We start from the raw sequence: 24,393 nt of genomic DNA, 5'->3' as shown, positions 1-24,393 counted from the left end.
GGCGGGCCCGGCACCGAGTGCGGGCCCGCCCATCAGCTGCGGGCTTTCGGTGATGCGGCCCGCCTCAACTCCCCTCGTCCGACACGGTGATGGCGCTGACCGGGCAGGCCCGGGCCGCCTCCCGCACCATCGGGTCGCCGGCGCCGTCCTCCCGGCCCGGGATCAGGGCGCTGAAGCCGTCGTCGTCCTGGGTGAAGACGGACGGGGCGGCCAGGGCGCACTGGCCGGCGCCGATACAGCGGTCGTGATCGATGTCGATGTTGATTTGGCCTGATTCGTGCGTTTCGTTGTGCATGACCGGAGCCTCTTACCAGGTCACGGGGAGTTCCAGCATCCCCTGGATCGTGTCGCCGGGTTTGAAGGGGATTTCCTCCGCAGGAACCGCCAGACGGAGGGTGGGCAGCCGGTCGAAGAGGGTGCGCAGGGCGATCTCCATCTCGGCGCGGGCCAGGTTCTGGCCGAGGCACTGGTGGATGCCGAACCCGAAGGCGACGTGATGGCGGGCCGGACGGTGCCAGTCGAGGGTGTCGGGGTCGGGGTACACCGACTCGTCACGATTGATGACCGAGGTCGAGAAGACCACGCCCTCGCCCGCCCGGATCGTCTCGCCGTCCGTCTCGATGTCCTCGACGGCGACCCGCAGCATGCCGTCGGCGATCGACAGCATCCGCATCAGCTCCTCTACCGCGGCGGGCAGCAGCCCCGCATCGGCGCGCAACTCGGCCAGGCGGTCGGGGTGTTGGAGGAGGGTGAAGGTACCCAGGGAGATCATGTTGGCGGTCGTCTCATGGCCGGCGACCAGCAGGATGATCGCGAGGGCGATGAGCTCTTCACGATCCAGCTCGCCGTCGCGCAGCTGCTGGTGGACGAGTTCGTCGAGGACACCGTCTCCGGGCTCCGACTGCTTCTGTTTCCGGTCGATCAGCTCGACGAAGTACGCCTCCAGCCGGTCCCGGGCGGCCATACTGTCGGCGGCCGTGGGGCCGCGCAGCAGGCGCCGGGACTGCCCCTCGAAGAAGTCGTGGTCGGCATAGGGGACACCCAGCAGGGCGCAGATGACCATCGAGGGCACGGGCAGCGCGAAGGCGCTCACCAGCTCGGCCGGCGACCCCTGGGCGATCATCGCGTCGAGCCGTTCGTCCACGATCCGCTGGATCTCCGGACGCAGCCCTGCGGCGCGCCTGAGCGTGAAGCTGGGCACCATCATCCGCCGCTGGACCCGGTGTTCGGGGTCGTCCACGCCCAGCAGCGCGGTCTTCCGGTCGCGGATCGCCGCGAACCGGGCGGTGGGCGCGGGGAAGCCGGACCGCATGCGATCGGAGGACAGTCGCGGGTCGGCCAGCAGGGCGCGGGCGAGGGAATGGCCGGTGACCAGCCAGACCGGCCGGCCGTCGAAGAGGGTGATACGGGCCAGTGGGCGCGCATCACGGAGGGGGTCGTAGGCCGTGGGCGGGTGGTACGGACAGGTGCGGTTCTGAGGGAAGGCGACGGTGTGCGATTCCGTCATGTCCGTCATCGAAGACCTCGCAGACGAAGAGTGCGTCGTGCCGATCTTCATTAGATGCCCGGGGCATCTAAAGAACGACGCCAAGTTCGGCCAGATCAGGCGCGCCGCCAATCTGGCCGGGGATCGTCGCACAGAGCTTCGGTCTCGACGCCGTCGGGCCGGTGCTGCCGGTACCGCCGGGAAATTCGCTTGTCGACGGGCAGCCGCCACCCGCAGAATCCGGCCATGCCTACGACTATCGCCTGCCTGCCGCCGACCGTCGCCGTTCGTCCGGTGCGGTTCCAGCAGCAGCCCGGCCGTCCATGGAGGCCCACGCTTCCCACGTCGTGACCGCCGCGCTCGTCGCGGGACTGCTCGCGGGCTACGGCATCGCCGTCCCGGTCGGCGCGGTCGCGACCTACCTCGTATCCCTCACCGCCCGTACGTCCCCGCGGACCGGGATCTGCGCCGCTCTCGGCGTCGCGACCGCCGACGGGCTCTACGCCCTCGTGGCCACCCTCGGCGGCTCCGCGCTCGCCGCCGCTCTGCGTCCGGTCCTGACGCCGCTGCGCTGGGCCTCCGCCCTGGTGCTGGCGGTCCTCGCGGTACGGGGCGCCGTCACCGCCGTACGGCACTACCGCGACCACCGGCTCGCCACCCGCTCCACACCCCCTCCCCCGAGCCCGGCGCGCGCGTACTTGACCCTGCTCGGCATCACGCTGCTCAACCCGACCACCGTGATCTACTTCGCGGCCCTGGTCCTCGGCACCCGCGCGACCGACGCCGTACCGCCCCTGGAACAGGGCGTCTTCGTCCTGGCCGCGTTCGCCGCGTCGGCCAGCTGGCAGCTGCTGCTCGCCGGGGGCGGGGCGTTGCTGGGGCGGATGCTGACGGGGCACCGGGGGCGCTTGGTGACGGCGATGGTGTCGAGCGGCGTGATCTTGGCATTGGCCGTCCGGATGTCGATGGAGAGGTAGCCGAGGCAGGATGAATCCCGAATGTGCCGGTGTTGTAGAGCACAGTCAGTCAGGACCACGACACGACGACGGGACGGATGCAATGCCTCTTGAGGGCGAGTACGAGCCCAGCCCGACCCAGTGGGTGCGCGACCAGGTGGAGCTGTACGAGAGCTCCGGCGGCACCAAGGGGACGACCCTGATGGACACGGGAATGCCCGTGATCCTGCTTACGACCCGGGGTGCCAAGAGCGGCAAGATCCGCAAGACACCGCTGATGCGCGTCGAGCACGAGGGACGCTATGCGGCGGTGGCCTCGCTGGGCGGGGCGCCCCAGCACCCGGTCTGGTACCACAACGTCAAGTCCGATCCCCATGTGGAGGTCCAGGACGGGCCGGAGAAGCAGGACATGCGGGCCCGCGAGATCACCGGTGCGGAGAAGGACGCCTGGTGGGAGCGTGCGGTCGCGGCCTATCCGCCGTACGCCGACTACCAGGAGAAGACGGACCGGGTGATCCCGGTCTACGTGCTGGAGCCGTTCGACGGGGACTGACCGAGGTTCCGGATTTTTTCTCGCCCAGGACGCATGAACCCACGTTCCCCGGGCACACGTGCGTCAGGCCCCGCCGCGTTCCCCCGTCGCGGCGGGGCTTCCCCGTGCTGCCACCAGGGCGATGGACTCACACCGTGCCATCGGGGAACCCGGCGTAGGACGGTGTCCGGGTGCCCGTCGACGGCGTGCGGCAGAGAGGGGCGCGATCATGAGCGACGGGGGTAACGCCGCCTACGGCAGGAAGTCGTTCCAGCGGTCGAGGGCCCACTTCACGGACCGGATCACGGCGGACGGCCGGGACGGCTGGCCGGTGGCGGCGGGCCGCTACCGGCTGGTGGTCAGCCGTGCCTGTCCGTGGGCGAGCCGGGCGCTGGTGTCCCGGCGGCTGCTCGGCCTGGAGGACGCCCTGTCGCTGGCGATCGCCGATCCGATCCAGGACGACCGCAGCTGGCGCTTCACGCTGGACCCCGACGGCCGCGACCCGGTGCTCGGCATCCGCCACCTCAGCGAGGCCTACGACCGGCGGGAGACCGACTACCCGGGCGGCGTCAGCGTCCCCGCGATCGTGGACGTACCCAGCGGAAGGCTGGTCACCAACGACTACCAGCGGATCACGCTCGACCTCGCGACCGAGTGGACGTCCCTGCACCGCGAGGGGGCGCCCGATCTCTACCCGGAGGAGCTACGGGACGAGATCGATTCCGTGATGGCGGACGTCTACGAGGACGTCAACAACGGTGTGTACCGGGCGGGGTTCGCCAACGGGCAGGAGAAATACGACGCGGCATGCGCGCGGCTCTTCCGGCGGCTGGAGCTGCTGGCGGAACGGCTGTCCGGGCGGCGCTATCTGGTCGGCGACACGATCACCGAGGCGGACATCCGGCTCTTCACCACCCTGGTCCGCTTCGACGCCGTCTATCACGGTCACTTCAAGTGCAACCGCTGGAAATTGACGGAGAACCCGGTGCTGTGGGCGTACGTCCGCGACCTCTACCAGACGCCGGGATTCGGTGACACCGTCGACTTCGACCACATCAAGCGGCACTACTACCGGGTGCACAGCGGTATCAACCCGACCGGCATCGTGCCCCTCGGGCCGGATCTGCCGGGCTGGCTGACGCCGCACCACCGCGGGGAATTGGGCGGCAGGCCGTTCGGCGACGGGACACCGCCGGGGCCGGTTCCGCAGGCCGAGGAAGTCCCTGCTCGGGGGCGGCCCTGACACCAAGGAGGCGCACGTGGCCAAGAAGACCCAGAAGAAGAAGCTGAAGCTTCCCCTCGCGTACAAACCCATGGGGTTCGCGCTCGGCTGGTCGAGCGGCTGGCTGGCGGGGCTCGCCTTCCGCAAGACCTGGATGGCGATACGGCACGAGGAGGACGCCCCCGACGCGCTGGACCGGGACCGTGGCTGGGGCGAGATCCTGCTGGCGGCCGCGGTTCAGGGCGCCCTGTTCGCGGTGGCCCGCAGCGTGGCGGACCGAACCGGCGCGAAGGCGATCGAACGCTCGACGGGTGTGTGGCCGGTCAGCGAGAAGGGCGGCCGGGACTGATCACACATCCGGCAGGCCGACAGCGGGCCCGGGAGAGCGCACCTCCGACAGACCGCCGGCGCCCCCGGCGACTCAGCCCTGCTTCGGCGCCGTGGGTGCGACGAGGCGCAGTGTGAAGGAGTGGCCGGCCGGGTCGCTGAAGCCGCGTTCCTCGTAGGGGCCCGCCGCGTCCTTCGCCTCCAGGGGGCGCCCGCCGAGCCCGACGATCCTGCGCTCCGCCTCGTCCAGGTCCTCCACGACGAAGTCCAGATGGGCCTGGAGGGAGTTCTCGGGGCGCGGCCAGCTCGGCGGCGTCGCGTTCACGTCGCGGCGGAAGGCGAGCCGGGTGCCGTCGACGCCCCTGATCTCCACACGGTTGGCGGTCGCCTCCGTCTGCTCGGCCTCCAGCAGTTCCCGGTAGAACACGGCGAGCTTCTCCGGCTCGGCACAGTCGAGCACGACGAAGCCCGCTTTCACCAGCGACATGATTCCTCCGAGGGGTCCGGGACGCGGGACGGTCCTGTCCCGCCGCCCTGTCACTCCCGGGTGTCCCGCCCGGGCCGTTTCAGTCCTCCACCAGCCACTTCCCGTCCCGCATCAGCTCCCGCCCGTCCAGCTCGTTGGCCTCGCGCCAGGCCTGCACGCGCTGCGGTCGGATGCGGAAGTACAGGTAGGGCGTGGTGAGTCGACGGGGATCGAAGCCGATCCTGGTCGCGAAGCGGTCGGCCTCCTCCTCGGGCAGCTGGGCGACGGTGAGCGTGTCGGCCGTGCCTTCGATCATCACGACGTCACGGGTCGGTCCGACTCCGAGGCGCGCTCTGCCGGTCGTCCGCAGATTCCGGCCCGTCGGGCTGTTGGCCGGCGTGGCCAGCAGCAGGGTGGAGCCGTCCCAGAGGAAGGAGAGCGGGACGAGATAGGGCACGCCCCCGTCGACCTCGGCGGTGGCGACCCACACGTCCTCGTCGTGCTCCAGTCGGTGCAGGGTGTCCTGCTTGCGCTGCTTGGCGGGGCGTGCGGGCTGCGCGGTCATCGGCGAACGGCCTCCTCATGGGGCGGTGTTGACGGACCTGTCCAGTGTCGCTGTCGGACGGGCCGCCCGGGGCCCGGTTGCCGCCAGTCGCGCCGCCGCGGCACTGAGCAGCAGGTCCAGGGCGGCCGGGTAGGAGCTGTGCGGCATGTCCGCCACCAGGTGGCGGGCGGTGGCGGCGATGTGCGGGTGGGTGTCCGGGGGCAGTCGCGCGTACGTCGCCCGCCAGACGGCCGCCTCCGCCTCCCGTGCCGCCTTCGGCATCGCCGCGCTCGCCGAGTCGAGGGCCCCGTGGGCGAGGGCCTGGTCGACGAACACGTGGTAGATCCGCACCGCCTCGGCGTCGGGGAACCCGGCGCGACGCAGGACGCCCAGGATGGTCTCGACGGCCTGGATCTCGTACACCCGCCCGGTCACCCGGTACGAGCTGAGGACCGCCGCCCGGGGGTGTGCGAGGGCCCCGGCATGCATGCGCAGGCCGAGATCCCGCAGGTCGGCGTGCCAGTCTCCGGTGGGGCGCCAGGTGCGCAGCGTACGGCCGATGAGTTCGTCGGCGATGGCCAGCATCAGGTCGTCGGTGTGCTGGAAGTACCGGTACAGCGAGCTGGGGTCGGCGCCGAGGGCGCGGCCGAGGCGGCGTACCGAGAGGGCGTCGGCGCCGTGCTCCTCGATGAGTCTGAGGGCCGTCTCGACGATCAGGGCCTCGGACAGGACGACGCCCTGCTTGGTGGGGCGCCTGCGCTGCCGGGCGGCGGGCGGGACGACGCGCTCGCTCATGGACTGCCTCCCTCGGGCCGGTGTGGGCACCTTATGACAACACCGTTGACCTGTTAAGCCCTCGGGCAGTTTCATGTCCGCTCATCGGGGCCGCCCAGGGCCCCCGGTGCGAGCGGAGACCGGCCATGTCCGACCAGCAGCCCCACAGCGTCGATCCTCCAGCGCGGCCCGAGCTGCGCAAGTCCCTCGGCGTCCTGGACGGCGTCGCCATCGCAGCGTCCAGCACGGCCGCGACCACCAGCATCGGCATCGGCCTGGGGGTCACTGCCGGGGTGGTCGGTCTGCACCTGCCGGCGATCATGCTGCTGGCGTTCCTGCCGATCCTGGGCATCGCGGGTGCCTACTCCCGGCTCAACAAGGTCGAGCCCAACGCGGGCAACGGCTATGTGTGGGTGGGCCGTTCGCTCACTCCGTGGCTGGGCTTCATGGTGGGCTGGGTGAACATCGTGGCCGTGGTGGCGTTCCTCGCGTACACCACGGCGGTCACCGGCTCGGCCCTGATCCAGCTGGCGGGGGACGCCGGGGTGCACCGGGTGGGCGGCCTGGCGCTGGACCCGGGTTCGACCGCGCAGACCACGGCGCTCGGCATCCTGGTCCTGGTCGCGGTCACGCTGACCGCCGTGACCGGCATCCGCACCGCCGCGCGCCTCCAGGCCGGGCTGCTGGTCTTCGAGTACGTCGTCCTGCTGGGCTTCTGCGGATACGGCATCGTCACCGGCCCGCACGACTTCAGCCTGAGCTGGTTCGACCCGTTCGCGATCCCGTCGGCGACGGCACTCGCGCAGGGCATGCTGCTGTCGGTGTTCTGCTACTGGGGCTTCGAGTCGGCGTTCAGCGTCAACGAGGAGGTGCGCGACCCGCGCGACGCGTCCCGGGCCGGGATCACCACCTTGTTCACCATGCTGGCGCTGTTCCTGCTCGGCTCGGTCGCCTTCCAACGCGTACTGTCCGAGAAGGAGTTGGTCGGCCACGGACCCGAGGGCCTCGCCTTCTTCGGTGAGCGGCTGGCGTCCCAGCCGTGGGCCGCGCTCCCCCTGATCGCCCTGATGTTCTCGGCGGTCGCCTCGCTCCAGGCGGGGGTGATTCCGACGGCCCGGGCGATGTTCGCGATGAGCCGGGACCGTACCCTCGGGCCGGTGTGGTCCAAGGTCAGCCCCCGGTACGGGACTCCCGCCGCCGGCACGGTGCTGATCGGCGCGGTCGCCGCGGCGGTCGCTGCCCTCGCGCTGGTCATCCCGCGCCTCGCCGACATGATCATGGCAACGGTGAGTGCGGTGGGCATCGTGGTCGCCCTGTCGTACGCCCTCACGGCTCTCGCGGCGGCGGTGCGGTTCCGCGCGCTGCTGCGCGAGGACTGGCGGGAGGGGGTGCGCGCGGTCGTGCTGCCCGCGCTGAGCGCGGCCGTGCTGCTGGGCCTCGGCGGCTACCTCGGCTGGTCGTTCTACACCTCCGCCGACCACTTCGAAGTCAGCGCGGACAACGGGTGGTTCCTGCTCGCCACTCCCCTGGCGATGATCGCGTCCGGCTTCGTGGCCGCCGCCTGGGCCAGGTGGGTGCGCAGGTCGCCGTACTTCCGCACCGGCAAGGGCACCGACGCCGACGCACCCCAGCTCCTCGTCACCTCTCGCTGACCCCTACCAGGAAACGGAACATGTACGCAGATCTCCTCTTCACCGGCGGCTCCGTCCTCACCCCCGAGGGTCGCACCGCGACCGCCGCGGCCGTCACCGGCGACCGCATCACGGCCGTAGGGCGGGAGGAGGTGCACGATCTCGCCGGGCCGCGGACCGAAGTGGTGGACCTCGCCGGGCGGCTGCTGCTGCCCGGTTTCCAGGACGCGCATGTGCATCCGGTACCGGCCGGTCTTGAGCTCACCCAGTGCGATCTGACCGGGACGAAGACGGCGGACGAGACCCTGGCCGCGGTGCGCGCGTACGCCGACGCGCACCCCGAGCGGGAGTGGATCACCGGTGGCGGCTGGTCGATGGAGGCCTTCGAGGGCGGTACGCCGACGAAGGAGCTGCTGGACGCGGTGGTGCCCGACCGGCCGGTCTATCTGCCCAACCGGGACCATCACGGCGCCTGGGTCAACAGCCGTGCCCTGGCGCTCGCCGGCATCACGCGCGAGACGCCGGACCCGGCCGACGGGCGGATCGACCGGGACGCCTCCGGTGAGCCGAGCGGGAGCCTGCAGGAGGGCGCGATGCAGCTGGTGGGGCGGCTCACCCCGCCGGCCACGCGGGCCGACCGGGTGGCGGCCCTGCTGCATGCCCAGCGGCATCTGCACGCGCTCGGCATCACGGCCTGGCAGGACGCGCTGGTCGGGGAGTTCCTCGGGATGGACGACCCGTCCGAGGCGTACCTGGCGGCCGCGCGGGACGGCTCACTGACCGCGCGTGTCGTCGGGGCGCTGTGGTGGGACCGCGAGCGCGGCTCGGAGCAGATTCCCGAACTGGTCGAGCGCCGGGCGGCGTTGAGCCACGGCCGGTTCCGCGCGGGCAGCGTCAAGCTGATGCTGGACGGTGTCGCCGAGACCGGGACGGCCGCCCTGGTGGACCCCTACCTCGACAAGTGCGGCTGCGCCACCGCCAACCGCGGCACCAGCTTCATCGACGCCGAGCAACTGCCCCAGTACGTCACCGAGTTGGACGCGCTCGGCTTCCAGTGCCACTTCCACGCCCTGGGCGATCGGGCCGTGCGCGACGCGCTGGACGCGATCGAGGCCGCGCGCGCCGCCAACGGGCCGAGCGACACGCGGCCCCACCTGGCCCATCTCCAGGTCGTCCAGCCCGCCGACGTGCCGCGGTTCGCCCGGCTCGGGGCCACGGCGAACATCCAGCCGCTGTGGGCCGCGCACGAGCCGCAGATGGACGAGCTGACCATTCCTTTCCTGGGGCCCGAACGGGCCGCCTGGCAGTACCCGTTCGGCGCGCTGCTGCGCTCCGGCGCGCGGCTCGCGGCGGGCAGCGACTGGCCGGTGAGCAGCCCGGATCCGCTCCAGGGGATCCATGTCGCGGTCAACCGTGTCGCACCGGACGGCGGCGACACGCCGGTGTTCCTGCCCGGTGAACGCATGGGACTCGCCGAGGCGTTGACCGCCTACACGGCGGGCTCGGCCTATGTGAACCACCTCGACGACACGGGTGAGGTGCGCGCCGGGGCGCTCGCGGATCTGGTGGTCCTGGACCGCGATCCGTTCGAGGGGCCGACGGAGGCGATCACGGAGACACGTGTATCTCTCACTTATGTCGGGGGCGCGCGAGTATACGCAGCTCAAGGGGCATGAGCAGTAACGCAGATCACGGTCCGGTTACGGTGTAGATCATTTACGCTCTGGGCAGCTTCGTACCGCTTCTCGGTTCAACTTTCGTACCGCGAAGACCAGTTCGAGTGCGTGGGCGGTCACGACGACCGCCCACTCGCAGGGGCGGGGGGCTCTGCGTTCCGTCTCCCGAAAGGAAGCGCATGCCTCAGGACGTCACCTTCGACCTCCCCTTCGACACCCCCGTCAGCAGACATCTGGAGTACGCCCAGAAGCGGGTCATGGGCCCTGCCGCAGGCCGCCGACGCAGCTGATGCGGCGGTGCCGTTGTCATGACCACAGCTTGATGGGAGACCGGTGTGAAATCTCGAATCGTAAGTGCTTTTCGGACGGCGTCCGCCAACAGCTTGCTCCCGGCGCAGCCAAGCGCCCAACTCCAGCCCACGGAAGCGGGGAACGCCCTGGCCCGCCTCTTCGTGAAACGCATCAATGGCAGCACGGAGCAGTACCGAAGGGCTCAGAATGCCGCTCAGCAGCGGCTGGACGCACTCGGATCCCCCCACGCCGGCACCACGCTGCAGCTGGAGGGAGCCCTCCATCTGGCGCAGCCCGCGTTGCTCCCTCCCGACGAGGAAGGCCATGCCAGGCTGAGGCACCTCGACGCCGGCCTGCGCGTGATCGAGAAAGCCTTCCCCCAAGTCAGCACCGATATTGAGATATGCCGCTTGACCTGCATGATGCTGGAAGGGGCTTGGAGGAGCCGGGCACTCACCCCGCCGCGCGAGGAGGAGCAGGCAACCGTCTGCGCCTGTGCGCTGTGCCGTCGGCTGCCCACGCCCCCCGCACGCGCGCTGGGTGACTACGGTTGGCGGCAGAGCGCCGGTCGTCCCCTCACCGTCAAGACCTGGCCGTACCGCCGGGAACTCGACAGCGTCCTGACCGGTGGATGGTCCTGGACCCGGCAGATGAACGACCTTGAACGAGACATAGGCCACCGCCACCGCTTCGAGGACGACATCCTCGTCTTCCACGAATACAAACGCGTTGTCGACACCATCGACACAACGCGCCTCACCCAGCACGCCGAAGGCCGCTTGGCCGAGAATTTCAGCACCAACAGCGCACGGGCCCTGGTCAGCGGACTCTTCTCGGCCCACAAGCGGTCCGTCGACGAGTACTGGCTCCAACAGCACCTCGCGGGCAGCGTCACGCTCCCCCAGACCAGCCCGCTCACCCAGAGCACCTACTCGATCCTGCAGATGCTGGACTGCCTGTTCTGGCACGTCGCACCCGACACCGAACTCTGGCAGGAGGAGAACCTCGCCTCCCTGCTGCTGTGCCGCGTCATCGACGACATGACCGACGTACGAGCCGACGCCCTCACCGGTGAGATCAGCAACTTCTGGCTCGCCGAGATGCCCACCCACACCAAGGCCTTCTACGCCGCCTGCGCCATAGCCCTCGTCAAGTACGGCTGCATGCCCGAGGCGCACACCTCGATGTGGAACACCTGGCTGATGACCACCACCATCACCTGGATGGGGCTCACGGGCCGCCACGCCCTGTGGTTCGACGGCATCACCCAGGGCCTCCCCCCGACCGAGGACTGCCCGCTGTGCGACCTGCAGCCCAACCCGTGCACCGGCATCCTCACCCACGGCACCACCCTCACCATCGCCCCGCGGCCCACCGCACCGGTACTGAGCACCCGGGCCGCCGAGCTGTCCGCGCGCTGCCGAGCCCAGTACCCCCGGACATGGCCCCTCTTCGACGCCGAGCTCCATGCCTTCGAAGCACTGCACGGCCCCTGGCACGGCAACATCGACAGTGCCTGGGAGATCCTGCGCCGCACCTACATCGCCGCCGTGGAGGCATCCAGCGCCGAGCCGTCCCCAACCCGCGCCCGTGATGTCCAACAAGACGCCGGCGTAGTCGGATCCGAGAAGTTCCACACCCTGCACGACCCTCGAACCGGGAGGGAAGACACCGCGCTGCTCGCCTACATGTTCGCAGGCGCCCACCCGCATTTCCTCTGGAACGCCACGGGATACCGTCCCACGGGCGTCGAAGGCGACTGGCTCGACGGCTGACGCCTCGCCCCTTCGAGGAGGAGGACACGACGCTGCCCGGCCGGAATCCGGCCGGGCAGCGGTCGCTTGGTGTGGCCTAGACGGCGAACTCGACCGGCAGACTGTCCAGTCGGAACTCCCACGTGGAGGCGGTCGAGCCGAGTTCCTCCGGCGGTACGGCCAGGCGCAGGCCCGTCAGCCGGTGCAGCAGGACGTCCACGCCGACCTCGATGATGGACTGGCCGATGTTCTGCCCGGGGCACTCGTGCGGACCCGCGCTGAAGGCCAGGTGCGACTGGTTGCCCTGGACCGCCACGCCCTCGTCGGGCCGGATCTCCGGGTCGACGTTACCCGGGGCGAGGCCGAGGAGGAGCAGGTCGCCCTCCTCGATGTCGTGCCCGCCGAGCTCCAGCTCGCTGGTGGCGAACCGCGCCGGCAGGACGGCCAGCGGCGGGGTGTTCCACATGACCTCCTCCACCACGGCGGACACGTTCAGCTGACCGCTGATCAGGCCGGACAGCCGCGCCGTGTCGGTCAGGAGCAGCTGCAGCACGCGGGCCAGCAGGTTGCTGGTCGTGGTGTGGGCGGCGATCAGCACCAGGCGCAGATGGCTGACGACCTCGTCCTCGTCCAGCGCCGCCGGGTGCTCCAGCAGGGCGGTGGTGAAGTCCGAGCCCGGTTCGGACCGCTTGCGCTGGGCGAGTTCGCCCAGGATCTCCATGATGTGTCCGTTGTGCACGAGGGCGTCCTCGCCGCCCTTGAAGACCTGGGCGCACGACTCGACCAGGCGCAGCCCGTCCGCCTTGGGAAGGCCCAGGATCCGGGTGAGCACAAGCATCGGCAGCTGGTCGGCGTAGTCGGCCACCAGGTCGGCGTGCCCGGCATCGGCGAACCCGTCGATCTGCTTGTTCGCGAAGTACGTGGCGTGCCGCCGGATGCCGCGGCTGGAGGCGGCCAGCAGTCCGTCGGTGACCGCGCCGCGCAGCCTGCGGTGCGGCTCTCCGTCCTGGGAGACGCAGTCGGGCCGCCAGCCCACCATCGGCACCAGCGGATGGGACTCCTCAATCCGGCCCTCCCGCCAGTCCCGCCAGATGCGGGCGTCCCGGCTGAACTGACGAGGGTTGTCCAGCACCCGCCGGTTGTCGCGGTAGCCGAGCACCAGCCAGGCGGGAACGTCACCCTCCAGCAGCACCGGTGCGACGGGGCCGTGTTCCTTGCGCAGCCGCTCGTAGATGGCCTGCGGGTCGGTGGACGCTTCCGGGCCGTACAGCCGCGTGAGTTCTGCCCCGCCGTGTGCGACGGGGCACCCGCGGGGCGCGTCGGGGCCGTTTAAAGTCTGCTCGTTCATCGGGGCTCCAGTGCGACGGAGGAGCGATCCTTCAAGTGCCGGATCAGCGCGACGAGCACGTCACGGCTGGAGGCCCGGTCGCGGGCGTCGCAGGCCACGACCGGGATGTGCTCGGCGATGTCCAGGGCGTCCCTGATCTCCTCGACCGGGTAGTCCTTGGAGTCGGGGAAGACGTTCAGCGCGACGACGAACGGGACGTTCTGCCGCTCCATCTCCTCGATGGCCCGGAAGCTGGAGGCGAGCCGGCGGGTGTCCACCAGGACGACCGCGCCGAGCGCGCCCTTGAACAGGCCGTTCCACAGGAACCAGAAGCGCTCCTGGCCGGGCGTGCCGAACAGGTACAGCATCAGGCTTTCGTTGAGGCCGATCTTGCCGAAGTCCAGGCTGACGGTGGTCTCCGTCTTGTCGGCGACGCCGATGAGGTGATCATCGGCGGCGCTGGCCTGGGTGAGGGTCTCCTCGGTGGTGAGCGGCTTGATGTCGCTCACCGAGCGGACCATGGTGGTCTTCCCGGTGCCGAAGCCACCGGCGATCATCACCTTCACCGAGCGGGTGCCCCCACCACCCGGCCCGCCGGGATGGTCAAAGCCTTTGAAGTCCACTGAGTACCTCCTCAAGGAGCGCGAGGTCGGGCCCGCGGCCGGCGTCGTGCGCCGGGATGGGGTCACGGGCTTCGACGTGGCCTGCCTCCAGCAGATCCGTCAGCAGCACCGCGAGAATGTTGAAGGGCAGTCCGAGGTGGGCGCCGAGTTCGGCCACCGACAGCGGATCGCGGCAGCGCCGGAGGATCTCCTCGTGCTCGTGCTGCAAGCCCAGCGCGGGGGCGGTGCGGGAGACGATGAGGGTTGCCACGTCGAGACTCGACGCCGAACCGCCCGGTCCGCTACGCCCCTTGGTGAGGACGTAATAACGCTCGAGACCGGACGGATTCGTGGGCCGGCGGGGAGCACTCATCCAGAGTGCTCCTCCAGGCGCGGAGTGGTGCCGAGCAACTCACCCATCCTGCGCGCCAGGTCCCTCATCTGGTGGCCGAGCAGGCCCTGGTCGAGGCCTTCCCGGGCGAGGACGCCGAGATAGGTCTCCACCCCGGCCCGTACGACGAAGAGGTGCCCGCCGTCGACCTCGATCATCGCCAGCCTGAGCTGTCCCGCGTACTTGGGGAACTGCTCGGCGACCGGCTGCGCCAGCGCCTGCAGTCCGGCCACCACGGCCGCGAACCGGTCGACGTCGTCGGGGTCTTCGGCACCAAAGGAGGTGATGGCCTTGCCGTCGCTGGAGGCCACGAGGGCGAATCGGATCTCCGGGATGGACTCCACCAGATCACGGAGCGCCCAGCTCACGTCGGTTCCCTGTTGCGTCATGGGACTAGTCGCTCTCTTCAGTGTGGTGCTCGGTGGATCCGCTTCCGGCAGGTGCGGTCTCCTCCTCGGTGGACTCCTCGCCGACCTCCCGGCCGGCCGTGGCGAAGGCGGCCAGACCGGCGAACGAGGCGTCCGGCGGGACGGCGGCGACGCTCGACTCCTCGGTCCGCTCCGGCCGTTCGGCCGGCTCGTGCCGCACCGTCTCGTTCCGTTTGCTGCGGCGCCGGGGCAGTCCGCCGGGCGTGGTGTCCACGGTCTCGCCGGGCTCGGCCACCCATTCGACGGCGGCCGCCGTGCGCACCGGGGCGGCCTCGGCGGACTGCACCGCCGGGGTCGCGGCGGCGGCCGGGGCGGCGGCGGGCAGCGGGCTGAAGTACTTGTGCGGAACCACCACCACCACCGAGGTGCCGAGCCAGGGCGAGTCCGCGAAGGTGACGCGGATGCCGTAGCGGCGGGCGAGAGCGCCGACGACGCGCAGACCGATGTTGGCGTCCTCGGAGATGCCGCCGATGCCCGGTCCGGCCGCGGTGCCGGTCAGAGCCTCCTCGGCCTCGCGCTTCTTCTCCTCACTCAGGCCCTTGCCGGAGTCCTGGATCTCGATGCCGACGCCGTTGGGGACCTCCTTGCCGGAGACGACCACCGGCTCGGTGGGCGGCGAGTAGCGGGCCGCGTTGTCCAGCAGGTGGGCGAAGATCAGCGTGAGGTGGTCCACCAGGCCGCCGTCGACGCCGAGTTCGGGCAGATGGCGTACGTCGATCCGGTGGAAGTCCTTGATCCGGCCGATGCCGCCGCGCACCACACTGAGCAGCCGCTGCGGCTCCTGCCACTGCCGGCCGGGCCGGTCCGAGCCGCCGAGCACGCTGATGCTGGCGGCGAGACAGTCGGCGGGGCCGATCGCCTGGTCGAGCTCCATCAGACCCCGGGCGACGGCCGGCAGCCGGCCGTGCTCGCCCTGCAGCTCGTGCAGCCGACCGCGCAGCTTGCTGGTCAGGACGTGGATACGGTTGCCGACGCTGATCACGGCCTGCTCGGCGGAGGTCGAGCGGTTGAACTCCTCCTCGACGCCGATCAGCGAAGTACGCAGGACCTTGCGCAGGTTGGCCTGCAGCTCCGCGCTGACCTTGGCGCACTGGTTGACGCTCGGCAGCAGGTCGTCGATGGCGTCGCCCTCGCGCAGCTGGCGCATCGCTTCGGGGAGCTGCTCGTCGGCGAGCCGGGCGACCGCGGACAGCTGGTGTGCCAGCTGCTCCTGCCAGACCTCGGCCTGATCGGCGAGCTGGGTCTCGTACGACGTGGCCTGGGCGGCGATCCGCTCCTCGTAGGAGGCGCTCTCCTCGGCCAGTCGCTCCTCGTACGCCCGGACATGCTCAGCCATTTGGGCCTCGTAGGCACCGGACTGCTCGGCGAGGCGGTTCTCCAGGGCGGCGCGGTCGGCGCTGAACTTCCGCTCAAGGCCCGCCACATGCTGCTGCCACTGCTGCGAGTGCTCGGCCTGCGAGGTGCGGAACTCACCCTCGGACTTGGTCAGCTGCGTCCGTGTGCGCAGCAAGAGACGTACACACACGGAGGTGGCCGCGGTCGCCGCGACGCCCGCGACACCGGCGGTTATTCGCTCCGAGCTCATGAACGTGGCGGCAACCGTCCCACCTCCTAAAGCCAGTGGCATCAGCCACCAGCTGTACCAGGCGACAGGGGGCCGCGCCGCCGGCGGCGGAGTGGCGAGTTCCATCTGCATCCTTCGAGGCAACGATCGATCAAGGGGGGTGTGCAAGGCGATCGCACTCATGAGTACGCACCGCGAGACGACCGATCAAGAGCAAGTCTCGACCGAGTCAACTCGCAGCGCCGAACGGGAGCTTATCGGGTTTGAACGCAAAAGGATCAACCACGCAGCTTGGCGGAAGTGAGGGTTCCGTCACTGTCCGCCAAGAGAACGTAAATCGACAAATGGCTTTACTCACCTGCACAGTTGGAGAAATCGACGAGTCGGTTCACCCGGGGTTCACCTCGGCGGCGCTCAGCGGGTCGCGGCGGCCTGGAACGTACGCCGGTAGGTCTGCGGCGACACCCCGATCGCGGCGTGCAGGTGCTGACGCAGGGAGGCGCCCGTCGCGAAGCCGACCCGGCCGGCGATCCGGTCGACCGACAGGTCGCTGGACTCCAGCAGGTGCCGGGCGCGCACGACGCGCTGCTGGATCAGCCAGCGGCCGGGGCTGAGGCCCACCTCGTCGTTGAAACGCCGGGCGAAGGTGCGCAGGCTCATCCGGGCGTGGCCGGCGAGATCGGCCAGGGTGAGCGGTTCGTCGAGGTGCTCCAGGGCCCAGGCGCGGGTGGCGGCGGTGCTCGCGGCTCCGCTCTCCGGCACCGGTTGCTCGATGTACTGGGCCTGGCCGCCGTCGCGGAACGGGGGCACGACGCAGCGCCGGGCGACCCTGTTGGCCAGTTCGCTGCCGTGGTCGGTGCGGACGATGTGCAGGCAGACGTCGACGCCGGAGGCGGCGCCGGCCGAGGTGAGGATCCGACCGTCGTGGACGAAGAGGACGTCCGGGTCCAGGTCGACGTGTGGGTACCGGCGCCGGAACAGATCGGTCACGTGCCAGTGCGTGGTGGCCTTCCGGCCGTCGAGGAGGCCCGCCGCGGCGAGGACGAAGGCGGCGGTGCAGATCGACACGATGCGCGCGTCCGGGCGGATCCGCGCGAGCGCGTCGGCGACCTCGGCAGGCAGCTCCATGGGAATGTGCGGGACGGCCACGGAGGCGACCACCACGGTGTCGGCCGTGGCGAGGATCTCCGGGCCGTGCTGGACGCCGATGGTGAAGTCGGCGTTGCTGCGCACCGGGCGGCCGTCGACGCTGCAGGTCAGCACCTCGTAGCGGCCGTCTGCGGCGCCGAAGATGCGGCTGGGGATGCCGAGCTCGAAGGGGTAGACGCCGTCGAGGGCCAGCACGACGACCCGTTCCACTTGCCCTTCACCCTGCTCACTACGCTCACCACACATGGCACGATCCTATCGAAGGTTGGCCATCGTGCCATTTTCCTGCCGGGCGGCCCCCGGCAGGCTGGTTGACCATGAGCACTGTGAACACGATGCGAGCCATCAGTCAGGACGTCCTCGGCGGTCCCGAGGTCCTGAAGGTGGTGGAGGTCGACCGACCCGAGCCGCGCCCCAACGAGATCCTGGTCCGCGTACGGGCCGCCGGCGTCAACCCGACCGACTGGAAGCACCGCGCGACCGGCGGCTTCCTGGGCGAGCCGCCCTTCGTCCTGGGCTGGGACGTCTCCGGCGTGGTCGAGGCGGTCGGGATCGGCGTCGCCCGGTTCGAGCCCGGCGACGAGGTCTTCGGAATGCTGTCCTACCCCTTCGGCCACGGCTCGCACGCCGAGTACGTCGCCGCCCCGGCGCGCTTCTTCGCCCACAAGCCGGCCTCGATCGACCACACGCAGGCGGGCGCGCTGCCGCTGGTCTCCCTCACCGCGTGGCAGGCCCTGGTCGAGTACGCGGACGTACAGCCCGGACAGCGGGTGCTGATCCACGCGGCGGCCGGCGGGGTCGGGCATGTGGCCGTGCAGATCGCCAAGGCCCGGGGCGCGTATGTGATCGGCACGGCGAGCGCGGGCAAGCACGAGTTCCTGCGCAGCCTCGGCGCGGACGAGGTGATCGACTACCGGGAGACGGACTTCACCGAGGCCGTGAAGGACGTGGACGTCGTGCTGGACACTCTGGGTGGTGAGACGTCGGTGCGCTCGCTGAGCGTGCTGCGTCCGGGCGGTGTCGTCGTCTCGATCCTGCCGGTCGGGTCTGCCGAGTTCCATGAGGAGGCCGAGCGCCTCGGCGTTCGGGCCGTGCGGATGCTCGTGGACGCCGACCGTGCCGACCTGCGGGCGATCGCGGACCTCGTCGAGCAGGGCCGGCTGCGCGTCGAGATCGCCGGTACCTTCCCGCTGGCCGACGCCGCCGAGGCACACGCACTCGGCGACACCGGCCGGACCACGGGGAAGCTGGTCCTCACGCTCGACTGAGTCAGAACGTCAGCACGGGCTTGATCGCCTTGCCCGCGCCCATGTCCCGTACCGCCTGGTCGATGTCCGCGAACGGATAGGTGCTGATCAGGCGGTGCAGGGGAAGCCGCCCCTCCTTCACCAGCCGGACCAGGGCGGGGATGAAGTTCTGCGTTTCGGCGTCGCCGAGGGTGAGGCCGACGATCTGCTTGCCGCCGAGCAGCCCGTTGACGTCCAGGGCGACTTCGGTGCCGAACGGCGGGGCGCCGACGACGACCAGGGTGCCGCGGGCGGCGAGCGTGTCAACGCCCTGGCGCAGGACGCCGACGTTGCCCGTGGTCTCCACGACGCCGTCCGCGCCCCGGCCGTCGGTGATCTCGGCGAGCGCCCCGCCGAGGTCGGCCTCGGCGGCGTTGACGGTGTGGGTGGCGCCCAACTCCTTGGCCAGAGCGAGGCGTTCGCCGACCCGGTCGACGGCGACGATATGGGTGGCGGGCGTGAGGGCGGCGGCCATGACCGCGGAAAGACCGACCGCTCCGGCACCGAGGACGACGACCGTGCTGCCGGTGACCGGCTTCAGTACGTTCCAGACGGCGCCGACCCCGGTCTGCACGCCGCAGCCCAGCGGGGCGATCGAGGTGAGCGGCACGTCCGGGTCGACCTTCACCAGGCTGCGCTCGTCCACCAGCGCCCGCTCGGCGAAGGAGGACTGCCCGAAGAAGTGGCCGCCCAGCTCCTCGCCGCCCCGGCTGATCGTGCTGCTGCCGTCGGCCCGGCGCCCGCCGATGAGGTTCAGCGGCAGCCAGGTCGCGCAGTACGCGGGGTGTCCGCCGCGGCAGTTGCGGCAGTCGCCGCAGGAGGTGAAGGACAGAACGACATGGTCGCCGGGCGCGACGCCGGTCACGGCCGAGCCGACGGCCTCGACGACGCCCGCGCCTTCGTGGCCGAGGACGCCGGGGAGCGGGAAGGGCAGTCCGCCGCTCGCCACGCCGAGGTCGGTGTGACACAGCCCGGTCGCCACCATGCGGACGACGGCCTCGTGCGGCCCGGGCTCGTCGAGCTCGACGTCGGAGAGGGTGAACGGGGCACCGCCGGACTCGACGACGGCGGCACGGGTGGGGATGGTCATGGAACGGATCTCCTTGGCGGTGCGCTCAGTCGAGCGAGACGACGACGGACTTGGTGGTGGTGTAGGCGTCGAGCGCCTCGTGGCCGTACTCGCGACCGAAGCCGGAGTCCTTGACGCCGCCGAAGGGGACCGCCGGGTCGAGCATCGCCCAGTCGTTGACCCAGACGATGCCGGCCTGGAGCCGGTCGGCGACGCGGTGGGCGCGGGCCAGGTTGCCGGTCTGGACGCCGGAGGCCAGTCCGTACGGCGTTGAGTTGGCCAGCTCGATCGCCTCGTCCTCGGAGTCGAAGGGCTGGACGGTGAGGACCGGGCCGAAGATCTCCTCCTGGATCACCCGGGAGTCGTTCGGCAGGTCGGCGATCACCGTGGGCTTGTAGTAGTAGCCGCCGTCGAGGTCGAGCCGCTCACCGCCGCAGACGATGCGGCCGCCCTCCTTGCGGGCCAGGTCGACGTACTCCTCGACCTTGCGCAGGTGCCGCTCCCCCGCCATCGGGCCGATCACGGTCTCGGGCTTGCGGGGGTCCCCCAGCGGCACTCCGGGCACCGCGTCGGCGAGGATGCCGAGCAGCGTGCTGTAGACCTGGCGTGCCACCAGCAGCCGCGGTGCGCCCATGCAGAACTGCCCGGTGTTGAAGACGAAGCCCTTGATGATCGCGCCGACCGCCTTCTCCAGGTCGGCGTCCTCGAAGACGAGATGGGCGGCGTTCCCGCCGAGCTCCATCGTGACCGGCTTGAGCGACTCACCGGCGATGCCGGCGACCTTCCGCCCCACCGCGGTCGAGCCGGTGAAGGCGACCTTGTCGACACCGGAGTGCCGCAGCAGCGCCTCACCGGCCGCGGGGCCGCCGGTGACGACGTTGACCACACCGTCGGGGACCCCGGCCCGCTTGAAGAGATCGGCCATGTAGAGGGCGCTGAGGGGGGTCTCCTCGGCCGGCTTGTGCACGACCGTGTTGCCCGCCGCGAGGGCCGGGGCGATCTTCGAGCCGGCCAGGATGAGCGGGAAGTTGTACGGCGTGATCGCCGCGACCACACCGAGCGGCCGGCGTCGCACGTAGGCGAGGGCGTTCATGGGTGTGTCCCGGACGGAGCCGTCCAGGGCGTGGGCGAGGGCGGCGAAGTGCTCGTAGTCGTTGGCCGCGTTGGTGACGTCCACGGCGTGGGCGAGCATGATCGGCTTGCCGACGTCTCGGCTCTCCAGCTCGGCGATGGTGTCGGCGTTCTCCCGGATCAGCTCGGCGACCCGGTGCAGCACCCGACCCCGCTCCCGTCCGCTCAGTCCCGACCAGGCCCCGTCGTCGAAGGCGTCCCGCGCGGCGCGTACGGCCGCGTCCACATCGGCGGCACCCGCGTCCGCGACGGTCGTGACGACCGCGCCCCGGGCCGGGTCGACCACCTCGGTGCGTGCTCCGTCGGCGGCCTCATGCCACTGGCCCCCGATGAACAACCGACCGGGTTCGATCTCGAAGGTGGTCATCGCCACTCCTCAGCCTCATCGCTAAGATTTCAACCAACAGGATTCCTGTTTGTCCGCAGTCTCTTTACAGACAGGTTTCCTGTCAATGCTCTAGGCTGAACTCATGCTCGACACCCAGGCAACCAAGGCACCTCCGTCGCTTCTCTACATGGTGAAGCAGGTGGAGCTGGTCGTGCGCTCCCACCTGGACGAGCTGGTCAGACCGTCCGGGATCACCGCGCTGCAGTACACCGCGCTCACCGTCCTGCAGCGACACGACGGACTGTCGGCCGCCCAGCTGGCCCGCGACTCGTTCGTCACGGCGCAGTCGATCGCCGACCTGGTGCGCAGCCTGGAGACCCGCGGCCTCGTCCGCCGGGAGCGCAACCCGCGCAACCGCCGGGAGCTGCTGATCCTGCTGACCGACACCGGCCGTGAGCTGCTCGCCCGGCACGAGGGGGCCGTGCGGGAGCTGGAGGAGCGGATGGTGCGGGACCTCACGGCCCATCAGACCGAGCAGTTCCGCCAGTCACTCTCCAAGGCCTGGCACGCGCTGTCGTAGCCGCGCCCCGCACATCTCCCGGTCATCACGCGACGCGACTGTCGCAATTCGAAGACATATGTCAATCGAACATGCTCAGATTCGCTCAATCGAGGGTAACTTGCAGTGCGGGGACTGGATTTGAGCAGCCCGCCGCAAGTGAGCAGGTTGGAGGCGATGTCGTCGTGCAGCAGGAACCTGCGCCGTTCAGTCGGCATCTGCGCGTCCACCGGCACCAGGGGCACACGGTGCTGGAGTTCCGCGGCGAGATCGACATCTCGGCGGCGGTGGAGATAGCCCCGTACCTGGACCGGGTGACGGCACACCCCGACGCCCGCATCGTGATCGACCTCAGGAGCGTCGAGTTCTTCGACTGCTCCGGACTGCGGCTGCTCTACCGGGCCCGCAGCCGGGTGCTCGACCACGGCGGGCAGTTACACCTGGTCTGCACCCACCCGCTGACCCTGCGCGTCCTGAGAATCACGGGCCTGTCCCGGCTGCTGCCACCTCATCCGACGCTGGACGCCGCCCTCGGCCAGCCGGCTACTTGAGGATCCGGGTGACCTGACCGGCCCCCACCGTCCGGCCGCCCTCGCGGATGGCGAACTTCAGCCCCTCTTCCATGGCGATGGGCTGGATCAGCTGGACGTGCATGCCGGTGTTGTCGCCCGGCATGACCATCTCGGTGCCCTTCGGCAGGGTGACCACGCCGGTCACATCCGTCGTGCGGAAGTAGAACTGGGGACGGTAGTTCTGGAAGAAGGGCGTGTGCCGGCCGCCCTCGTCCTTCGACAGGATGTACGCCTGCGCCTCGAACTCCGTGTGCGGGGTGACCGATCCAGGCTTGATGACGACCTGCCCGCGCTCGACGTCCTCGCGCTTCACGCCCCGCAGCAGCAGCCCCACGTTCTCCCCGGCCCGGCCCTCGTCGAGCAGCTTGCGGAACATCTCGATACCGGTGACGGTGGTCTTCGTCTTCTGGTCGTGGATGCCGATGATCTCGACCTCGCTGTGCACGAGGAGCTTGCCGCGCTCGATCCGGCCGGTGACGACCGTGCCGCGCCCGGTGATCGTGAACACGTCCTCGATGGGCATCAGGAACGGCTTGTCCACATCACGCTCCGGCTCCGGGACGGCCGTATCGACGGCCTCCAGGAGGTCGAGCACCGACTGGGCCCACTCCGGGTCCCCCTCCAGGGCCCTCAGCGCGGAGACCTTGACCACCGGGACGTCGTCGCCGGGGAACTCGTACTCCGTGAGCAGCTCGCGCACCTCCAGCTCGACGAGCTCCAGGATCTCCTCGTCGTCGACCATGTCGGTCTTGTTGAGCGCCACGACGATGTACGGCACTCCCACCTGCCGGGCGAGCAGCACATGCTCCTTGGTCTGCGGCATCGGGCCGTCGGTCGCCGCGACGACCAGGATCGCGCCGTCCATCTGGGCCGCACCGGTGATCATGTTCTTGATGTAGTCCGCGTGCCCGGGGCAGTCCACGTGCGCGTAGTGCCGGCGCTCCGTCTGGTACTCGACATGGGCGATCGAGATCGTGATGCCGCGCTGCCGCTCCTCGGGCGCCTTGTCGATCTGGTCGAACGGTGTGAACGGGTTCAGGTCGGGATACCTGTCGTGCAGCACCTTCGTGATGGCCGCCGTGAGCGTGGTCTTCCCGTGGTCGATGTGGCCGATGGTCCCGATGTTCACATGCGGCTTGGTCCGTTCGAACTTCGCCTTCGCCATGGCGAGCCCTCCTGAGCATCCGGGTGATGCCGAGCACCGGGCATCCGGGTGATGCCGAGCCTTGCTCCGCTCCCTCCTGTCTATTCGGTTCCCGGCGCGTCGAACAGGGCGCTCACGGACTCCCCGTTGTGAATGCGGCGCACGGCCTCGGCGAGCGCCGGGGCGATGGACAGGATCCGCAGCTTCTCGGTGCGCTCCTCCGCCGGGACCGGCACGGTGTTGGTGCACACGATCTCCAGTACGTCGGGCTGCTCACCGATCCGCTTCAGCGCACCGGACGCGAACAGACCGTGCGTACAGGCGACCCGGATCGACCGCGGCCCCAACTCCCGCAGCCGGTCAAGGAGTTCGAGAACGGTACTCCCCTTGGCGATCTCGTCGTCCAGGATGATGACGTCCCGCCCGGTCACCTCGCCGATGACGGTGTTGATGCTGACCCGGTCGTCCGCGAACCGCTGCTTGGCGCCTGCGGCCACCTGGGCGCCGATCAACCGGGCGAACGCGGCGGCCTCCTTGGCGTTGCCGAGGTCCGGCGAGACGACGGTCGTACGCGAGAGGTCGTACTGCCGGAAATGCGCGGCGAGTTCGCGCAGCGCGTGCAGGTGGTCGACCGGCACCGTGAAGAAGCCGTGCACCTGGGGCGAGTGCAGCGTCATCGCGAGGACGCGGCCGGCGCCGGCCGCCACCATCAGGTCGGCGACGAGCCGACCCCCGAGGGAGATGCGGGGCGCGTCCTTCTTGTCGGAGCGGGCGTACGAGTAGTGCGGCATGACGACGGTGATACGGCGCGCGGACGCCCCGCGCGCGGCGTCGCACATCAGCAGCAGCTCGACGAGGTGTTCCTGGACCGGGCGGACCAGCGGCTGGATCAGGAAGACGTCCCGTTCGCGGCAGTTGGCCTGGAGCTGCACCTCCAGGCAGTCGTTGGCGAACCGGCTGACCCGGCTGGGGCTCAACGGCACCCCGAGGTGAGCGCAGACCTCCGCGGCTAGCTCCGGGTGGGCACTACCGCTGAACACGGCAATCTCTCGCACGATCCGCTCCTAGCATGATCATTCCGGGTGGCGGACTCATGCTACTGAGATCTGCAGAAACGTTGCGGCTCACACGAGGGCGAGGGCGTGTGGCGATGGCCTCAGTCGTGACGGCCTGAGTCGTGACAG

The 24,393-nt window shown here is 70.2% G+C and carries 25 protein-coding genes; 10 read left to right on the top strand and 15 right to left on the bottom strand.

Features of this window, described 5'->3' with window-relative positions:
* Positions 1–64 precede the first annotated feature (64 nt).
* Positions 65–265 carry a ferredoxin gene (locus tag BLU79_RS34465; protein WP_093910003.1) on the bottom strand — a complete coding sequence of 67 codons (201 nt, stop codon included), beginning with the start codon at positions 263–265 and terminating at the stop codon, positions 65–67.
* A gap of 42 nt (positions 266–307) precedes the next feature.
* Complete coding sequence (locus BLU79_RS34460; protein WP_256333575.1) at positions 308–1,516, bottom strand: cytochrome P450; 1,209 nt, start codon at positions 1,514–1,516, stop codon at positions 308–310.
* 317 nt (positions 1,517–1,833) lie between these two features.
* Between BLU79_RS34460 and BLU79_RS34455 the strand changes: the two genes are divergently transcribed.
* From BLU79_RS34455 to BLU79_RS34440, 4 genes are all read left to right on the top strand, one after another.
* Positions 1,834–2,463: a LysE family transporter gene (locus BLU79_RS34455; protein ID WP_177001299.1), complete on the top strand. Its 630-nt coding sequence runs from the start codon at positions 1,834–1,836 to the stop codon at positions 2,461–2,463.
* An 82-nt stretch (positions 2,464–2,545) separates the two neighbouring features.
* Positions 2,546–2,995, top strand: a complete 450-nt coding sequence (locus BLU79_RS34450) for a nitroreductase family deazaflavin-dependent oxidoreductase (RefSeq protein ID WP_093909908.1) — start codon at positions 2,546–2,548, stop codon at positions 2,993–2,995.
* Positions 2,996–3,203: 208 nt separating this feature from the next.
* Entirely contained in the window at positions 3,204–4,217 is a 1,014-nt protein-coding gene (locus BLU79_RS34445; protein WP_093909907.1) for a glutathione S-transferase family protein, read from the top strand.
* Positions 4,218–4,287: 70 nt separating this feature from the next.
* Positions 4,288–4,545, top strand: coding sequence for a DUF4235 domain-containing protein (locus BLU79_RS34440; protein ID WP_093910002.1), 258 nt, complete (start codon positions 4,288–4,290; stop codon positions 4,543–4,545).
* A gap of 72 nt (positions 4,546–4,617) precedes the next feature.
* On the opposite strand, the gene BLU79_RS34435 is transcribed toward BLU79_RS34440, so the two are convergent.
* The 3 genes from BLU79_RS34435 to BLU79_RS34425 form a co-directional block, all read right to left on the bottom strand.
* A complete protein-coding gene (locus BLU79_RS34435; protein WP_093909906.1) occupies positions 4,618–5,010 on the bottom strand; it encodes a VOC family protein in 393 nt (130 codons plus the stop codon).
* A 79-nt stretch (positions 5,011–5,089) separates the two neighbouring features.
* Entirely contained in the window at positions 5,090–5,554 is a 465-nt protein-coding gene (locus BLU79_RS34430) for a pyridoxamine 5'-phosphate oxidase family protein (protein WP_093909905.1), read from the bottom strand.
* Positions 5,555–5,569: 15 nt separating this feature from the next.
* Entirely contained in the window at positions 5,570–6,328 is a 759-nt protein-coding gene (locus BLU79_RS34425; protein WP_093909904.1) for a TetR/AcrR family transcriptional regulator, read from the bottom strand.
* A 125-nt stretch (positions 6,329–6,453) separates the two neighbouring features.
* On the opposite strand from BLU79_RS34425, the gene BLU79_RS34420 reads away from it, so the two are divergent.
* From BLU79_RS34420 to BLU79_RS34410, 3 genes are all read left to right on the top strand, one after another.
* The gene (locus tag BLU79_RS34420) at positions 6,454–7,959 is read left to right on the top strand and encodes an APC family permease (protein WP_093909903.1); all 1,506 of its coding nucleotides are present in this window, start codon (positions 6,454–6,456) and stop codon (positions 7,957–7,959) included.
* A gap of 20 nt (positions 7,960–7,979) precedes the next feature.
* Positions 7,980–9,614, top strand: a complete 1,635-nt coding sequence (locus tag BLU79_RS34415; RefSeq protein ID WP_093909902.1) for an amidohydrolase — start codon at positions 7,980–7,982, stop codon at positions 9,612–9,614.
* Between the two features lie 452 nt (positions 9,615–10,066).
* Positions 10,067–11,680, top strand: coding sequence for a hypothetical protein (locus BLU79_RS34410; protein ID WP_256333574.1), 1,614 nt, complete (start codon positions 10,067–10,069; stop codon positions 11,678–11,680).
* Positions 11,681–11,756: 76 nt separating this feature from the next.
* Here the strand turns inward: BLU79_RS34410 and BLU79_RS34405 are convergent, their stop codons facing one another.
* From BLU79_RS34405 to BLU79_RS34380, 6 genes are all read right to left on the bottom strand, one after another.
* Complete coding sequence (locus BLU79_RS34405; RefSeq protein ID WP_093909901.1) at positions 11,757–13,007, bottom strand: cytochrome P450; 1,251 nt, start codon at positions 13,005–13,007, stop codon at positions 11,757–11,759.
* Positions 13,004–13,609 (bottom strand): GTP-binding protein, encoded by a 606-nt coding sequence (locus BLU79_RS34400; RefSeq protein WP_093909900.1) that lies wholly within the window; start codon positions 13,607–13,609, stop codon positions 13,004–13,006. The genes BLU79_RS34405 and BLU79_RS34400 overlap by 4 nt, the downstream gene beginning before the upstream one ends.
* A complete protein-coding gene (locus tag BLU79_RS34395; RefSeq protein WP_093909899.1) occupies positions 13,590–13,961 on the bottom strand; it encodes a DUF742 domain-containing protein in 372 nt (123 codons plus the stop codon). The genes BLU79_RS34400 and BLU79_RS34395 overlap by 20 nt, the downstream gene beginning before the upstream one ends.
* Positions 13,958–14,368, bottom strand: coding sequence for a roadblock/LC7 domain-containing protein (locus BLU79_RS34390; RefSeq protein WP_030043913.1), 411 nt, complete (start codon positions 14,366–14,368; stop codon positions 13,958–13,960). Before BLU79_RS34390 ends, BLU79_RS34395 begins: the two co-directional genes overlap by 4 nt.
* 4 nt (positions 14,369–14,372) lie before the next feature.
* On the bottom strand, positions 14,373–16,097 hold the full coding sequence (locus BLU79_RS34385) for an ATP-binding protein (protein ID WP_093909898.1): 1,725 nt from the start codon (positions 16,095–16,097) through the stop codon (positions 14,373–14,375).
* Positions 16,098–16,385: 288 nt separating this feature from the next.
* A complete protein-coding gene (locus tag BLU79_RS34380) occupies positions 16,386–17,366 on the bottom strand; it encodes a GlxA family transcriptional regulator (RefSeq protein ID WP_093909897.1) in 981 nt (326 codons plus the stop codon).
* 71 nt (positions 17,367–17,437) lie between these two features.
* Here BLU79_RS34380 and BLU79_RS34375 point away from each other — a divergent pair, with 71 nt between their 5' ends.
* The gene (locus BLU79_RS34375; RefSeq protein WP_177001290.1) at positions 17,438–18,388 is read left to right on the top strand and encodes an NADP-dependent oxidoreductase; all 951 of its coding nucleotides are present in this window, start codon (positions 17,438–17,440) and stop codon (positions 18,386–18,388) included.
* 1 nt (position 18,389) lies between these two features.
* Here BLU79_RS34375 and BLU79_RS34370 read toward each other — a convergent pair whose 3' ends face one another.
* Positions 18,390–19,496 (bottom strand): NAD(P)-dependent alcohol dehydrogenase, encoded by a 1,107-nt coding sequence (locus BLU79_RS34370; RefSeq protein WP_093909895.1) that lies wholly within the window; start codon positions 19,494–19,496, stop codon positions 18,390–18,392.
* 25 nt (positions 19,497–19,521) lie between these two features.
* Positions 19,522–20,973, bottom strand: coding sequence for an aldehyde dehydrogenase family protein (locus BLU79_RS34365; RefSeq protein ID WP_093909894.1), 1,452 nt, complete (start codon positions 20,971–20,973; stop codon positions 19,522–19,524).
* Positions 20,974–21,076: 103 nt separating this feature from the next.
* Here BLU79_RS34365 and BLU79_RS34360 point away from each other — a divergent pair, with 103 nt between their 5' ends.
* On the top strand, positions 21,077–21,514 hold the full coding sequence (locus BLU79_RS34360) for a MarR family winged helix-turn-helix transcriptional regulator (protein ID WP_093909893.1): 438 nt from the start codon (positions 21,077–21,079) through the stop codon (positions 21,512–21,514).
* A gap of 164 nt (positions 21,515–21,678) precedes the next feature.
* The gene (locus tag BLU79_RS34355; protein WP_256333573.1) at positions 21,679–22,044 is read left to right on the top strand and encodes an anti-sigma factor antagonist; all 366 of its coding nucleotides are present in this window, start codon (positions 21,679–21,681) and stop codon (positions 22,042–22,044) included.
* Here the strand turns inward: BLU79_RS34355 and tuf are convergent.
* Together tuf and BLU79_RS34345 are read right to left on the bottom strand one after the other, a co-directional pair.
* Positions 22,037–23,230 (bottom strand): elongation factor Tu, encoded by a 1,194-nt coding sequence (tuf, locus tag BLU79_RS34350; protein WP_093909891.1) that lies wholly within the window; start codon positions 23,228–23,230, stop codon positions 22,037–22,039. The two genes, BLU79_RS34355 and tuf, sit on opposite strands and share 8 nt — an antisense overlap.
* Positions 23,231–23,310: 80 nt before the next feature.
* The gene (locus tag BLU79_RS34345) at positions 23,311–24,264 is read right to left on the bottom strand and encodes a ribose-phosphate diphosphokinase (RefSeq protein ID WP_093909890.1); all 954 of its coding nucleotides are present in this window, start codon (positions 24,262–24,264) and stop codon (positions 23,311–23,313) included.
* Positions 24,265–24,393 lie beyond the last annotated feature (129 nt).

The organism is Streptomyces sp. cf386 (genome assembly GCF_900103585.1).
Lineage (GTDB): Bacteria > Actinomycetota > Actinomycetes > Streptomycetales > Streptomycetaceae > Streptomyces.
Note: the sequence above shows the minus strand (reverse complement) of the source record. Positions and strands in the feature narration are given on the sequence as shown.